The organism is Sutcliffiella deserti, from assembly GCF_020037475.1.
Classification (GTDB): Bacteria; Bacillota; Bacilli; order Bacillales; family Bacillaceae_I; genus Sutcliffiella_A; species Sutcliffiella_A deserti.
Window position 1 is genome coordinate 24312 of record NZ_JAIQDB010000007.1, and the last position, 14929, is coordinate 39240.

A 14929-nucleotide genomic window follows, 5' to 3' on the forward strand; every position below is an offset into this window, starting at 1 on the left:
GTCTCTCTTACTAAATTATATTATATAATGTTAATTTCCTCCCAGTTTTTACAGATTGCCGTAAAAGCAAAAAAGCACTGGCATACATCACTATGATGCCAGTACTTTCAGATCGATTCTTCTAACAGCTTCACTTTTTGGGACACAGCGTTTTGCTGGATGATTCTTCTTAATCGTGATTGATCGTCATTAAAAAGAAACTTCTGCGGCAAAATAACTGCTTTATTTTTCGATACGTAGAACAAGAACATTTCCTTGTGTTCCTTGATGGAGTTAATATCATTCCAATCCCAATAGACAACTGATCTTTTAACTTTCTGATGGATGCCCTCATTATTGACGGTGATGAATAGTTCATTCTTAATCATCTGATCACTCTTATATTCCTTTGCCGCGCGCCGCTTGATGGCGCTTGGTAAGAGTGCCGTAAGGATACCCCACATGACTAACCCAGTTAGGGTGGCAACAAAGACATTAACTACATCTAAAGCTAGTAATATTAGAGGATAGCCTATTGAAACTATTAGAGTCACAACCCTAAGCAGTTTTTTTGAGTGGTAAACATTGTACTGCTTAAACATTTCTAAACTGATCATTCCACTTACTGCTACTTCTTCTTTCCGTTCCAAAATAACCACATCCTTTACTTTAAGGGTAACATAAATGGAATTAATGTGGCGGGCGGAAATTACGATTTTAATGAACTTTAGAAAGCTTAGTATCTACCATAATCGAACTTTTTCCCTTCACCTGCTTTAATGTCGCAACTATAAGAAAGCTAACAATCACTAATAACAACCACGAACTTACTTTTCCCAGATGAACAAGGCTCCATGCTTCAGTTTGGTTTGGATATTCCCATGCCCCAAAGAATGTTGCGATATTCTCAGCGATCCATATGAAAAATCCAATAAGTACAAAAGAAAGTGCAATGGGCATTTGATAGCGAGTTCCATTCACCTCGTATGTGACCCATGATTTCCAAAAGACGACAATAACCAATACAGATAACCACCACCGTATGTCGATCCAATAGTGATGAGTAAAAAAATTCAAATAAATCGCAGATGCAAGAGGGACAACCAGCAAAAACGGCGGCCATTTAACCAGTTCCACCCTCAACCTTCTCCATGCCTGGCAAAGATAACTCGCTACACTTGCGTACATAAATCCGCTATACAAAGGCACACCAAAAATCTTAGAATAGCCCTCCTCTGGATATGACCAGGAACCCATATGGACCTTAAATAGCTCAAGCGCTAGCCCAATAAGGTGGAACAGTGTAATAACCTTCAGCTCATCCCGTGTTTCAAGCCCAGACCGTACCATCCACCACTGCATCCAAAGACAGATGAGGAGCAGCCAGTCATACCGCGGCAGAAAGGGAAGTGGCGTAATCTGTGTTAAGGCCAATGAGGCAAAAATAACGACAGGAAACAAACATGATAAGGCTTGCTCCCAACCAAACCGAACAAGTTGTTTTAGTGCTCTCATAATCTAGCCTCCAAAGGTTTATTTAAAAGTGTCGCTGCCCTTTAGCATAGAAGTTCTTTTTTTCAAACATTATCGTCACTTTTGTATTCTAAGATATCTCCAGGCTGACATTCTAAAGCTTTACAAATGGACTCTAATGTTGATAATCGAATCGCTTTAGCTTTGCCATTTTTTAAAATAGATAGATTAGCCATTGTAATTCCAACTCGTTCTGAAAGTTCTGTAACGCTCATTTTCCTTTTAGCAAGCATCACATCAATATTGATTATAATTGCCATATTAACCACCTCAGATCAGACTATTAAATCATTTTCCGCTTTTATATCAATGGCATCCTGTAATAGTTTTTGGAGAACCGCAGCAAACACAGCAATAACCATGGAAGCAAAGATCATGAGCATACCAAGTAGTATAATACCCGGTGCATCGTCTCTTTCTGCCACAAGATAAAAGAGTGGCATGCCTACTACATATAAGGTACTGATAGTGACTGCACAGTATTTGATATTCTTTAATGCCTTTACAGATAGCGCCGAAAATGCATTATTCTTGTCAATAAAATTTAAAAGCTTAAAAGCTTGATACAGAGCAATGTAAAAAGGAATCGCTGTTGCATAAAATACAAGGAAAACAAGATATTTCAAATATGCCATATCTGGATACAACTCTACTGCAAAATTTGCTATCTCCGGAACCAAGAATATGCATAAAGCAAGAACCGGTATTCCCATCAATATTACAGCAATCTTCAAAAAGAGCGTTGACCCTTTTCTCATAAAAAGCACCTCACTTATATATTGTTTTTTGATTTTACCAAGTTTTTTATTGATTTACAATAAAAACTTACTGTAAGATGCTATATTTATATTGTTAACAATACCTTATCCCTATATAAATTATACAAGAATACCGATGTTCCACTTATATTCAAAGCAAACATTCATTTAGAGAAAATTATAGTAGGCCAAACATTATTGTGGATTTTTTTCATACAATTTTTTAGAGGTGATAAAAATATGGTAAGAGTAAAATATACGGACAGTGATGTTGATTTAGTGGCAAGGATGATGCGGGCAGAAGCTGAAGGGGAAGGCAAACAGGGAATGTTAATGGTTGGAAATGTTATTGTTAATCGGAATGTAGCAAATTGTCTAGACTTTAAAGAATTAAGAAACATTAACGACGTTATTTTTCAAATACAAGGAGGGAACTATTCTTTTGAAGCAGTTCAAAAAGGCAACGTTTTTTATAACCGAGCAAGAGGGGTAGAAAAAAGATTAGCAAAAAAAACCTTGGACTATTGGAGAGAACATCCTTCGAAATATGCTCTTTGGTACTTTAATCCGTATGGGCCATGTCCTCCTACATGGTACAATCAACCATTTACAGGGCAATACAAGCAACATTGTTATTATGAACCGCTGCCTGATACATGCGAAGGTGCCTATAGATAAGAACAACTCTCCCCCCGCAATTTGCGTGGGGTTTTTTTGCGTTATACAATCCCCCACTAAAATATAAAAAGCGCCAAACTCCTTTTGAAAAGGCTCTTTTTTAGGATTGTTGTTATAAGCCCGTAAAAAATCGGCTATTGGATTTTTTACTTAAAAGCAACAATCAATACGAAAACAGCTTTTTGAAAAAGAAATCGGCGCTATCATTATATTAGCGTGAGGCTTTAGGTTGTTGGCACACGTCACATTTACGTTGGTTATTGTCTTTAAATTTCTTAAAGGTTTTTTCAAAGTTGCTACCACATGTACATTTAAAAAGTAGCTTTTGCGAAAACCCGTGATATTCTGTCGTCAGTAACTTACTTTCTGAATTTTTCTCAACAAATTCTTTAATGCTACCTATTGTCCATCGTTTATTCATTATCTTACACCTCCATTTTTTCATCGGTAGGCGGAGGCTTTTCTTGGCATCCGTTCAATCTTGAGGCAAAGTCGAGCATATCCTCAATTTCTTATTATACCATGAGCTTCGATACAATTAAACAGACCGGAAACTTGAACACTTTTTATTAAGGGTGCAAGCATGCAGCTTCAACCTTTTCTTTTTCCACTATATTTTTCTTATAAAATACAAATTTGATCTAAAGCAAAACTGCATTATCTAATCACTATAAATTAGAAAACAACAGAATCGAATTTCTAGCTTCTTGTATGTTTGAGGGACTTATAATAAAGTTATAAAAATGATTAGTTTATAATCTATCATAAATAACCAAAATCAACAGATTGGAGATAGGTATATTGATCCTGAAACCTCGTAATCACTCACTCGAATTAAAAACTTTCCAATCCCTTGATGCTCGAACAAATCTAGAATCAAAAGAAGAACATTACCTCACTAACATTGCAAAAGGATTTCAAGGAGAGATAATGTTTGACCAATGGATAAAGAATCTCTCCTGCGACAGTTTGGTTCTAAATGATTTATTACTTGATTGCCATCACACGCTATTTCAAATTGACTCCCTAGTAATCACACCACATACAATCTACCTCTTTGAAGTGAAAAACTACGAAGGTGACTTTCTTCTAGAAGCAGATAGATAGTATTCCGCATCAAAAAGAACCGAAATAAAAAACCCATTACTTCAATTAAAAAGGACAGAATCCCTATTTAGACGCTTACTCCAAGAAAATGGCTTTAACCTCTCTATTGAAGCACTTCTTATCTTTGTTAATCCCGAATTCCAACTCTACTCAACACCTCAAAATCTCCCAATTATTTTCCCATCACAACTCACTCGTTTTATGGAAAACCTAAATAAAAGACCTTCTAAACCGTTGCAAGATATACAAAAGAAGCTAGCGCATCAATTACTAACGATGCATTTAACCGAAGCCCCTTCCTCCCGATTGCCAGAATACCACTATAGCAATCTAAAAAAGGGTATAATCTGCCACAGCTGTCAAACCTTTTATCCTAGTTTTAAACAACCAACTTTGATTTGTCCTGAGTGTGACGAAAAAGAACTATTACACAATGCCGTTTTACGAAGCGTGGAAGAATTTAAGATTCTTTTTCCTGAAATGAAAATTACCACAAATCAGATCTTTGAGTGGTGTAGGATAATCAAAAGCAAAAAAACAATCCGGAATATTCTTGGCAAAAATTTTAATCTATTAGGATACGGTAAGAGTTCTTATTATGTGGAACGGGATTGAATTGGCTTTTGGGAGGGGGAGGTGATCTCATTTCTCCCATTGAGACCAATGTTCCCTTCTTTTCCGGGTACCGATGGTCTCATTCAGCCCTTTGAGACCATCGACACCTCCTTTTCCGGGTGCCCGTGGTCTCATTCCCTCCCTTTGAGACCATCGACCCCTCCTTTTCCGGGTCCAGACGATCTCATCCCCCCTTAGCAAAACCACTGCAAACAAAACAAAAAAAGAGTGCGGATTTCATTTAAGAAACCCCACTCTTTTCCCTACCTATCCATCACACATTTTCGCTTACATTTCTCAATCTTCTAAAATAAAACATCGCTGCAAAGCCGATTCCTAATAAAAGTAATCCAATTAAAATAGTATTATAAATCGGTGTGGCTGTATTTGGTAATTGCTGACCTTTTTTAGCGTCACCATTACCTGCATTCTGATCTTCGTTCTTAGGAGTTTCTCCTGCCTCATCATTCTCTGAATCTACTGGATTTTTCTCCTCTTCTTGTTCATTAGCATTCTCGTCTTCCTCAGGGCTTGGTTCCGGCTCTGGGGTCGGCTCTGGAGTTGGTCCAGGGCTTGGTTCCGGCTCTGGGGTTGGTTCCGGTGTTGGCTCTACTTCTTCATAATCACTTACTCGATATAGATAGAAGTCATCCAAACTGCCCCATGCTCCTGCGCCAGCCTTGATTCTTGCGCCAATAGTAAGGGTACCATCAACTACAAGAATATCACCGATGGAAGGGTTACTCCAATTCACCCATCCATTAACCGAGGTTTCCATTTTGTATTCGTTGTCGCTTGTTGTGGCGTAGAGATACATCTCGGAGTCTCCGGCATCGCCACCCTGAAGGAACATCGATAGGTTATAGTATCCTGGTTTTAAGCCTGTGATTGTCTGCTCCACATAGAAATTAACCTCATTTGCTGAGTAAAAGTGAAGCGAGTAATTTCCTGATTTTGCATCGGATGCTTTATCTTGATAATCAGTGTGTGGAGTCGCTTCGTTGCCATAACCAATCTCCCACATTGACCTGTCACTTTCTTCAAAGCTAGGGTTCAAAACAAAGTTTTCTGGTTTAATTTCAAGATGGGCTTTGACACTCATTCCCCCTTCTACTGTACCGTCAATAACATAGGTTCCAACGCCGTTGTTGATTGCCTGTTCTAGTGCTTCATTTTCCCATGTAACTGGTGTTGTTCCTTTACTTCCATCATTATAGGTTACGGTTACCGTTTCAGGTAATGTAATTGTTTCTCCTAAAATAACACTTAAAGAAATATCGGAAATTTCATCGATTTTCAAAGGGGCAACTGCTCCTGAATCGACATATTTAAAAATATTCAAGGAAGGTAACGGATTTCCATTAAAATCAAATAAAGCTTGATTATCTACGGCACTCCCACCAAACCATGCCCCTGCATCATGTGGGTCATATTGCGCTGCATAGCTTGTCGCCCATCCGGAACCATATGTTTCCCAAAGTTCTTTATTGTTCTCTAAATCATCTGGTGGTCCCACCGGAAGCCATGCTGGTTCCCAATAAAACACTCCAATTCCCGCTTCGCCCACATTTGCTACTGCTTCAAATACATCTCTGACAGCAGTCGCTTGACCTTGAACTGTAATGGGATAGTTTAGCGTTTGGCCAGAATCTTTTGGAGCGGTATTTCCGTGTCCATCCCCGTCCTCCGCTGTATAGGCATAAGAGGTTTCCACGACCATCACCTTTTTGTCATAGGTGTCTGCCACATCCTTCAGAACGGACGTTAGATTAGCTAAAGTACCATGCCAGAAGGGATAGTAGGAACTGGCAAATACGTCATAGTCCACGCTATTTTGCTGTAATCGTTGAGCAAGTGATGCATACCTTCCTGATGTCTCAGGATTCGTAAAGTGTAAAGCTACCAAAGTATCGGCATTGATTTCTCTAACGGCTTTACTTCCTTCATTAAATAATGCACTCATTTTAGTAAAGTCAGACTCCCCGACAAATGCTCCATTGGTTTCATTACCAACTTGAACCATGCCGATCTCAATGCCCTCATCCACCATTGCCTGCAGGCTTTCTTTTGTAAAGCTATAAACAGCAGCCTTTTTATCTTCAAAATTTAGCGCTTCCCAAGCTTTTGGTGCCTGTTGTTTTGCTGGATCTGCCCAAAAATCGGAATAATGGAAGTTCACTAACAGCTTCATTCCGTTTGCTGTGGCTCTTTTACCAATTTCAAGGGCAGCCTCTAAATCGTTGTTTCCACCACCATATCCGTTTCCTTCTGTATCGTAGGGATCATTCCAGATACGGACACGAACATAGTTAACCCCTGCATCTGATAGCGTGGTGAAAATATCCTGCTCCACCCCTGCCTCATTATAAAATTTCACACCGCTTTCCTCTAAGGAAAGGATACTAGAGATATCAACGCCCTTAATGAACTCTTCATCAAGACCTTCTACTCTTTCCACAAAAATATTAGCTTCTACTGGATCAGGAACCGTACTTTCGCCATCATCTTCCTTGCTTTCAAGAGATACTAGGCGAACATTGTCCAAGTTCCCCCAAGCATTTGGTTTACCGGAAACCGTAACTCCTACTGGAAGATTTGTCGTTTCTTCGGCTACCTCAAGCTTCATGGTTATCGTCCCCCATTCGTTATAGCCTGTAGTTGCCACTGCTTCTGAAGTTTTTTCTCCAACAAATAGTGAGACATTTCCAGCCTCATCACCAGCTCCGCCCATCGTACGGACCGATAGCTCATAGCTTCCAGCAGGTAAGGTTGGAATGCTTTGCTCTAATGTAAAGGATTGAGCTTCGCTTGCTGCCTCATTCACCCAGTATTTAGCGGCGTACTCCCCCTCATCTGGTGTCATCCAAGTATCATCCGCATAGGAAAAATGCTGGACATCAACGTTTTCTTCATTCTGTGTTTCCACATTCCAGGAACCATCGTCCCAAAAATTTGATTCAAAGCCGCCATTCTTTATGTAGTTAACCTGTTGCTCAGCTGCAGCTTCTAGATCCTTGTTTCCAAAAAATGAACTAAATACCAACATAAATGCCATTAGTGCTGTAAAAGATTTTAGTTTTTTTCTCATACGATTCTCACCTTTACTATTAGAATGGTAGATAACTTTCTAACGGAAGCGTTTACAATCAACTGTATAATGGTGGGCGGGAGATTCTCCCCCACCCATCTTTGAAGTAACCTAACTTTTTTGATGCTCCACAATTCTTACTTCATACTTTTCTAATGTCACGTTTCCGACTACTTCTTCTCCTGTTAACAGATCTTTAACGGAAGATTCGAAGGTGACATTTTGTTTTTCCTCGGTAAAGTTCATGACAAAAACATAGTCCTTTTGAGGAGCTTGTCTTACTTGAACAGATACACCTCTACCATGTTTAACAGGGAATACTGGTTCAAGAGATAGACTCTCGATTAATCCTTGGTAGAAATCACGATGAAACTGATCTTCTAGACGGCCACCGATATAGTAGGTTTTCCCTTTTTTATAGCTATGGCTTGTAACAGCAGGGGTTTCTGCATAGAAATCATCCTCATAGATTCCTTCCACATTTGCTGTATCTCGTTCCAGAACTGTTGCGTAGTCCTTCAACTCGTAGGATTGATTATTGAACCTAACAGAATTTCGATCGTTAGGATAATACGTATCGGTTTCAACTGGCTTCATTCCGAAAATTTCTTGCAGATCCTTGTGCCAGCCGCCTAAGTACGTTAAATCATGTTCATTTACCAATCCACTTATATAGGTCATCACTAATGTTCCACCATTTTCAACAAACGATTTGAGGCGCGAAATGGTTTTTTCACTTACTAAATAAAGCATTGGGACGATTAGCAGTTTATATGAAGTGAAATCCTGTTCCTTTGTGATGACATCTACCGGGATATCCTGTTCCCAGAAGGTGCGATAATGCTGTTGCAAAGTTTGAGGATAGCGCTTCGTCTCCAAGCCGAAGCCTTGCGCATCGTTTAAAGCCCAATTGCTTTCCCAATCATAAAGAATGGCCACATCTGATGGACGGTTTGTGCCTACTACTTCAGACAGCTTTTCTAATGTCTCCCCAACCTGTGTAACCTCTTTGAACACGCGGTTTTCCGTGCTATTATCATGGTCTACTACTGCACCATGGAATTTTTCGGATGATCCACGTGATTTACGCCATTGAAAATAAAGGATACTGTCAGATCCATGAGCAATCATTTGCATCGAAGCAAGTTGATGCATCCCTGGTCGTTTTGTTTTATTCACGTTATGCCAGTTCACTCCGCTTGGGGTGCTTTCCATTAACAAAAATGGTTGCTGCTTTAAGCTTCGGTACAGATCATCTATAAAGCCTACCTTCATCGCAAGGTCTGCAGTTGTTTCCCAATCATTATGCCAAGCAGGGTAGGCATCCCAGCTTATTACATCCAAATGCTTGGCAAACTTGCTATAATCAAGTCCTTGAAAAGGAATCAGGTCATGTGTATCCGCCATAAAATTTGTTGTGATTGGAATCTCCGGCGTTAGCTCTTTGAATGGTACGACTTCATTTTGATAGAAAGAAATGGTTTGGTCTGTGACGAAACGTCTCCAATCCAGGTTCAATCCATGTACGGCACTTTCCCCAATCGGTGAAGGTGATTCAATTTGAGACCAGTCATTAAATGTGTGACTCCAAAACGGCCCCCACCATGCGTCATTCAGGGCTTTAAGGTCATTGTTGTATTGCTTTTTAAGCCAGTCTCTGAATGCTACCTGACAATGATCACAGTGACAATCGCCACCATATTCATTTGAGATATGCCACATTAATAATGCCGGGTGATTGCCATATCTTTCTGCCAACAAACGGTTCATCTTTTCTGTTTTTTCACGATACACTTCTGCAGTAAAGCAGTGATTATGTCTTCCACCATGCAGTTGCTTGATTCTTGAAGCATTTACTCGTAATACTTCAGGATATTTCTGTGACATCCAGGCAGGACGTGCACCGCTTGGTGTTGCTAAAATCACTCTGCCGCCGAAACCATGGATATTTTCAAAAATCTCATCCAACCATTCAAAGTGATAGACTCCCTCTTCCGGTTCCAGTGCACTCCATGCAAAAATCCCTACAGAGAAGGTATTGGTATGAGAAAGTTGCATTAATTTAATATCATCTGCTAAAATGTCGGGACGATCTAACCATTGATCAGGATTGTAGTCTCCTCCATGAAGCATAAAGTTCGCTTTAGTTGTGTATGTTTTTTCATGTTTTGACATAATACTCTCCTTTTGACACTAATTTGTTTCGATGTTAGCCTTTTGTCCCGCCAGCAGTTAATCCGGAAACAAAATTCTTTTGCAGCAAGATAAAGATAATTGCAATTGGAATACTAATTAATATTGCACCTGCAGCAAAGGTCGTATAACTTGCCCCCATTACTTCATTCACTAGATTATATAGTCCAATTGGTAATGTATAAGCTTCCGAATTTCTTAGTATAACGGATGATAGGACGAAATCCCCCAATGGTCCGGTAAATCCAAGCATTGCAACGACAGCAAGCATCGGTTTGGATAAAGGCATAATAATTTGAAAGAAGATTCTTGTATTGCTCGCACCATCGATCTTTGCACTTTCATCTAAATCCATCGGAATCGAATCCATATACCCTTTCATCAAGTAGGTATTCATCGGGATAAGTCCACCGATATACAGCAAGATTAATAGCCAATGACTATTCATCATGCCAAGAATTTGGGCTAGTACGAATAATGCAATTAAGGCAGAAAACTGCGGAATCATCTGCAATAATAAGAATAAAGTTAAGGCATTTTTTCTTCCTTTAAAACGAAAACGCGAAAACGCATATGCGGTAAAAGAAACACAAATTACCGTTCCGATCATGGTAAATATGCTAATTTTAAGCGAATTTAGATACCACTGAACATATGGCAGACTTTCTTTTCCAGCAAACAATTCCTTATAGTGATCTAATGTTGGATTTGCCGGAATGATGGACGTACTGATTAAACTGTTACCAGGGTTAAAACTTGCCCCCACTGTCCAAAGAAGTGGATAAATGATGATGATTGTCATTAGCGTTAATATGGAATAAGAGCTAAAGAGTCTAAAGAAATTCTTACTCTTCGTACTTGTCAACATCTCTTAAGCCCCCTCTTTAAATGAATTTGTACGTCTAAACTGCCACAATGCAATAGCAATAACAAATACAGATAATAAAATGGTTAATGCAGCTGCTAGAGAATATTGACTTGATTGCATAGTCAACTTATATATCCAGGATACTAGTATATCTGTTCCTCCAGCTGTGGAACCAGGCATTGCCGGACCGCCGCCATTGAAGAGGTAGATTATATTAAAGTTATTAAAGTTAAACGTATACTGCGTAATGATAATTGGAGCAATCGCAAATAAAATCAACGGCAGAGTGATATGTTTGAATTTCGTAAACATCGAAGCACCATCAATGGTCGCTGCCTCATACAAATCATCTGGAATCGATTGCAGAACCCCTGTTGTTACTAAGAATATATACGGAAAGCCTAACCATCCTTGCATTAAGATAAGCGCCACTCTTGACCAGTTCGCATCGGTCATCCAAGGAATCGCGTCAATGCCGATCGCGGCTAACAGATCGTTGTTGATGGCACCAAAGCTATCATTAAAAAGACCTGCGAAGATTAGAATAGTAACAAACCCTGGAACCGCCCATGGTAAAACCAGGATAGTCCGATAAAACCTCTTGAATTTCACGTCTTTTTGGTTAACAAGTACTGCCAAGAAAATACCAAGACCAACTTGTAGAGTTGAAGCAAGAAGGGTCCAGATAACCGTCCAACCTAATACATCAAAAAAGGTGGAGCGCCAAATATCAACAGTAAAAATCTCTTTAAACGTTTGCAAACCAACCCAATCCGCTAAGTTTGCTGGTGGAGAATGATATAGATCGTAGTTTGTAAATGCTAGTGCAAAACTAAATAAAATAGGAAAGATTACTGCAAAAATAAGAATAAAGAAGGATGGTCCACTTACAACATAAGGATATCCCTGAGACACAACATTATGATACTGCTCTTTAAGGGAACTTAACTTCTTATTTTCCTCACGTAATCTCCCGTTTGTATAGGCATCCTTTAGATTTATAAAATAGAATGCAAGACCAAAGCATGTGACAATAACCGCTAAAATCCCCTCTGCAAGTAGGAAGATCGAGTTATCCCGGGGCACTTCGGTTCCTAGTGTGAAAAGTCCCCAAAAACCCATATTTAATAGGTCTCTAAATACTACGAAGAAGGACGCAGTAAGAAAAAGAAATAGAGCTCCTTTTATCCATTGCTTGTTATAAAGCTGTCCTAGTCCTGGAATAATAGATAGCAATAATGCTAGTTTACGATGTTGCATCTTTTCACCTCATTTGTTTAACAATCAAGAGACCGGGCTTTTTGAACATAACCGTGAAAATCGGAACTTGGATTTTTCATTGTTCTATTAACTTAAAATACCGAGTTACTTTTAACAATCATAGAAAAAGTGCACGGCTACAAGTTTGCACCGGGTTATAACAACCTTATCAAAAACGACATTCTATTCAAAAAGGCCTATAATAAATGGTGCCAAACATTTAGTTTGACACCACTATTTAAAATCTTATTGCCCACTATGCTTTGCTTCTATTTGTCCTTTAATCGTTTCAACAGCTTGGTTCAGCGCATCTGTCGGATTTGCTTTGCCTGTTGCGATTGTTTGTAGAGCCGCATCTGCAGGTGTCCAAACTTCATTCATTTGAGGTATATTTGGTGTAAGTTCAGCGAATTGAGATTGTTCAGCAACCGCTTGAGCTACTTCACTTTCCGCTACTACTGGGTCATCCGCCAAAGCTTGCACGGCTGGAACTTCTTTCGTAATTTCATAACGTTTTTTTGAATTTTCCTCGTTTGCAAGGAACGTTACTAATTTTTCTGCAAGCTCTGCATGTTTTGAGTACGAGCTAACATTATAGCTTTTCACACCAACGAATGAACTCATGTTTTCGCCATTTGAAAGCGTTGGTAATTTTGTTACACCGTAATTAATTCCCGCTTTTGCAAATGGATCAACATTCCAAGGTCCAGAAATAATTGCCGCAGCTTTTCCTTCTGTGAATAATGATTCTAAAACGTTAATACCTTGTGCTCCGATGATACCTGATGGGAATAATTTATCGTTGTAGAATTTTTGAATATATTTTCCACCTTCGATAGCGCCTTCATTGTTTAAGCCGATATCTGTTGGGTCATACGCTCCATTTTCGTCACGGCCAAAAATGTATCCCCCATATCCACTCATTACACTTTGTGCATAATAGATTTGATCAAATAAAGCTAAGAAACCAAATTGGTCGCCATCTGTTACTTCTGCTGAATAGTCATACCACTCATCAAGTGATGTTGGTAATTCTTCTTCGGAAATCAGATCCTTATTATAGAAAAGCACCGTTGTTTCCACTGCTTTTGGTAAGCCATAAGCCTTGTTGTTTACCATTTGTGATTGCATGGCAACTTCTGTATAGATAGACTGAACTTCTTCTACATTCAACTCTTTAATTAATCCTTCTGTTACCGCTGTCCCAATTTGGTCACCAGGCATAGTCAAGACATCCGGCCCAGTTCCAGCAGGTCCATCTAGACGCAGATCTTCAATTTGTTGTGCGTAAGGTTTTTCAACAACCTTGACTGTTACATCGTTATCTTCTTCGAATTTGGCAATAGCATCTGAAATGCCTGCCGCTTTCTCTATATCTTCCCAAACGATTAATTCTACATTTTCATCCGTTGCGTTATTTTCCTCGTTTTCATTACCGCTTTCTTGAGGTCCACAAGCTACTAAGGATAAACTTAACGCTAATCCACCCAATATACTAAAATATTTTTTTAACTTCATTAGGATCTACTTCCTTTCAAATAGGTTAAAAGTGTTCGAGACTGTAAGCGCTTTACTAAATTTAATATAGCACTCTAAGTAAAACATGTAAACAACTTTTTTACTAAATTAAGTGAATAGTTTTACGAAAACTTTAGCAAATCCTTTTATCAACACTTTTACCTAATTAATTTGTACTCTTCCTAATGATTAACTCAGATCCTAAATACAATGTTTTTACTAGCTTCCGCTTCTCCAATACTTGCTCTAACAGCAATTCAAGAGCGTTTTTACACATTTCTTTCATATCAATATGGAACGTGGTTAATGGTGGTGATACATATTTGGTTACACTAATATTGTTGATACTGACAACACTTACACGATTCGGTATGGAAATACCATTTTCATTTAAAGCCTGAAGACAGCCAACAGCTATTGGGTCAGCAGCAGTATAAAAGGCGGTCGGCAGTTGGTCTCCAAGGGTTTCGATTGCTTTAGACATAAGATAATAGCCATTGTCCACGGAAAATCCTCTGTGACAGAAAATATATTCTTCCTTCAATAATCCCTTTTCCTTCATATAGCTGCGGAATACCTTTTCTCGCTGATCCATTTCATCTTCATCATTATTCGGGTTATGAAAGGTCCCTCCGACAAAACCAATATCGGTATGCCCTTTTTCTATAAAAAAATCAACAGTTCTCCTTGTAATCAGCGCTAAATCCGGTCGAACGGAATCAAAGTGGTAAGGGTCAGGTGATGTATCTATAAATACTCCGTTTGTCGTTCGCCCTCTTAGGTATTCTAATTCTTTGTTGGAAAACGTCCCTACTGCAATGAACCCTTCTATATTGTCTGGAATGGCTTGTATCCCGTCATTTATCTTATATGTGGTAAGCTCCACATTTAACTTTCTTGCTATCTTTTCAATTTCTAATCTCATCGATTTAAAATATACATCTTCTAGTTCCTCTTTATCAGTTAACCAGTATAAAAACGCAATGTTTTTCACTAGAAGCCTTACCGTTTTCTTCCGGTAATTTAGTTTCTCTGCAACTTCATAAATTTTTTCACGCGTATCATCTGGGACAGATAGGCTTTTGTCGTTATTTAACACACGGGACACTGTGGATATGGAGTACCCCGCTCCTTCTGCAATATCTTTTATTGTGGCCATTGTTCCAACCTCCTATTTTAAAATCCGCTGACTAACTACAGGGTTTTATCTCTTTTAAGTAAAATGTTTTACTTAATTTTACCTCGTTTTCCTAAAAAGTCAAACAACTGTTTTATTATCATGAATGTCGCTCACATGTCTTTAAAATTCGGCTACACCTCCAAAGTGTATAA

Annotated in this window: 13 protein-coding genes; 2 read left to right on the forward strand and 11 right to left on the reverse strand. The window is 38.9% G+C overall.

What is annotated here, in order from left to right:
• Window positions 1–107: 107 nt before the first annotated feature.
• From K9B36_RS12570 to K9B36_RS12585, 4 genes are all read right to left on the reverse strand, one after another.
• Window positions 108–629, reverse strand: coding sequence for a YcxB family protein (locus K9B36_RS12570; RefSeq protein WP_223702502.1), 522 nt, complete (start codon window positions 627–629; stop codon window positions 108–110).
• Window positions 630–696: 67 nt separating this feature from the next.
• The gene (locus tag K9B36_RS12575; protein WP_223702503.1) at window positions 697–1494 is read right to left on the reverse strand and encodes a DUF817 domain-containing protein; all 798 of its coding nucleotides are present in this window, start codon (window positions 1492–1494) and stop codon (window positions 697–699) included.
• A 62-nt stretch (window positions 1495–1556) separates the two neighbouring features.
• Entirely contained in the window at window positions 1557–1772 is a 216-nt protein-coding gene (locus tag K9B36_RS12580) for a helix-turn-helix domain-containing protein (RefSeq protein WP_223702504.1), read from the reverse strand.
• A 15-nt stretch (window positions 1773–1787) separates the two neighbouring features.
• Window positions 1788–2270 carry a DUF2975 domain-containing protein gene (locus K9B36_RS12585; protein ID WP_223702505.1) on the reverse strand — a complete coding sequence of 161 codons (483 nt, stop codon included), beginning with the start codon at window positions 2268–2270 and terminating at the stop codon, window positions 1788–1790.
• A gap of 240 nt (window positions 2271–2510) precedes the next feature.
• Between K9B36_RS12585 and K9B36_RS12590 the strand changes: the two genes are divergently transcribed.
• Window positions 2511–2948: a cell wall hydrolase gene (locus K9B36_RS12590; protein ID WP_223702506.1), complete on the forward strand. Its 438-nt coding sequence runs from the start codon at window positions 2511–2513 to the stop codon at window positions 2946–2948.
• Between the two features lie 211 nt (window positions 2949–3159).
• Here the strand turns inward: K9B36_RS12590 and K9B36_RS12595 are convergent, their stop codons facing one another.
• Entirely contained in the window at window positions 3160–3369 is a 210-nt protein-coding gene (locus K9B36_RS12595; RefSeq protein WP_223702507.1) for a hypothetical protein, read from the reverse strand.
• A gap of 380 nt (window positions 3370–3749) precedes the next feature.
• On the opposite strand from K9B36_RS12595, the gene K9B36_RS12600 reads away from it, so the two are divergent.
• Window positions 3750–4055 carry a nuclease-related domain-containing protein gene (locus tag K9B36_RS12600; protein WP_223702508.1) on the forward strand — a complete coding sequence of 102 codons (306 nt, stop codon included), beginning with the start codon at window positions 3750–3752 and terminating at the stop codon, window positions 4053–4055.
• An 889-nt stretch (window positions 4056–4944) separates the two neighbouring features.
• Here the strand turns inward: K9B36_RS12600 and K9B36_RS12605 are convergent.
• From K9B36_RS12605 to K9B36_RS12630, 6 genes are all read right to left on the reverse strand, one after another.
• A complete protein-coding gene (locus K9B36_RS12605) occupies window positions 4945–7758 on the reverse strand; it encodes a glycosyl hydrolase 53 family protein (RefSeq protein WP_223702509.1) in 2814 nt (937 codons plus the stop codon).
• Between the two features lie 111 nt (window positions 7759–7869).
• On the reverse strand, window positions 7870–9936 hold the full coding sequence (locus tag K9B36_RS12610; protein WP_223702664.1) for a beta-galactosidase: 2067 nt from the start codon (window positions 9934–9936) through the stop codon (window positions 7870–7872).
• A 31-nt stretch (window positions 9937–9967) separates the two neighbouring features.
• Window positions 9968–10819, reverse strand: a complete 852-nt coding sequence (locus K9B36_RS12615) for a sugar ABC transporter permease (RefSeq protein ID WP_223702510.1) — start codon at window positions 10817–10819, stop codon at window positions 9968–9970.
• A 3-nt stretch (window positions 10820–10822) separates the two neighbouring features.
• The gene (locus K9B36_RS12620; protein ID WP_223702511.1) at window positions 10823–12079 is read right to left on the reverse strand and encodes a sugar ABC transporter permease; all 1257 of its coding nucleotides are present in this window, start codon (window positions 12077–12079) and stop codon (window positions 10823–10825) included.
• 246 nt (window positions 12080–12325) lie between these two features.
• Window positions 12326–13597: an extracellular solute-binding protein gene (locus K9B36_RS12625; RefSeq protein WP_223702512.1), complete on the reverse strand. Its 1272-nt coding sequence runs from the start codon at window positions 13595–13597 to the stop codon at window positions 12326–12328.
• Window positions 13598–13763: 166 nt separating this feature from the next.
• Window positions 13764–14756 carry a LacI family DNA-binding transcriptional regulator gene (locus tag K9B36_RS12630; RefSeq protein WP_223702513.1) on the reverse strand — a complete coding sequence of 331 codons (993 nt, stop codon included), beginning with the start codon at window positions 14754–14756 and terminating at the stop codon, window positions 13764–13766.
• Between the last annotated feature and the right edge of the window lie 173 nt (window positions 14757–14929).

Coding starts and splice junctions, on each gene's coding strand:
- K9B36_RS12575 (WP_223702503.1), bottom strand. CDS start 1,494: ATGAGAGCACTAAAACAACTTGTTCGGTTTGGTTGGGAGCAAGCCTTA.
- K9B36_RS12580 (WP_223702504.1), bottom strand. CDS start 1,772: ATGGCAATTATAATCAATATTGATGTGATGCTTGCTAAAAGGAAAATG.
- K9B36_RS12585 (WP_223702505.1), bottom strand. CDS start 2,270: ATGAGAAAAGGGTCAACGCTCTTTTTGAAGATTGCTGTAATATTGATG.
- K9B36_RS12590 (WP_223702506.1), top strand. CDS start 2,511: ATGGTAAGAGTAAAATATACGGACAGTGATGTTGATTTAGTGGCAAGG.
- K9B36_RS12595 (WP_223702507.1), bottom strand. CDS start 3,369: ATGAATAAACGATGGACAATAGGTAGCATTAAAGAATTTGTTGAGAAA.
- K9B36_RS12605 (WP_223702509.1), bottom strand. CDS start 7,758: ATGAGAAAAAAACTAAAATCTTTTACAGCACTAATGGCATTTATGTTG.
- K9B36_RS12615 (WP_223702510.1), bottom strand. CDS start 10,819: ATGTTGACAAGTACGAAGAGTAAGAATTTCTTTAGACTCTTTAGCTCT.
- K9B36_RS12620 (WP_223702511.1), bottom strand. CDS start 12,079: ATGCAACATCGTAAACTAGCATTATTGCTATCTATTATTCCAGGACTA.
- K9B36_RS12625 (WP_223702512.1), bottom strand. CDS start 13,597: ATGAAGTTAAAAAAATATTTTAGTATATTGGGTGGATTAGCGTTAAGT.
- K9B36_RS12630 (WP_223702513.1), bottom strand. CDS start 14,756: ATGGCCACAATAAAAGATATTGCAGAAGGAGCGGGGTACTCCATATCC.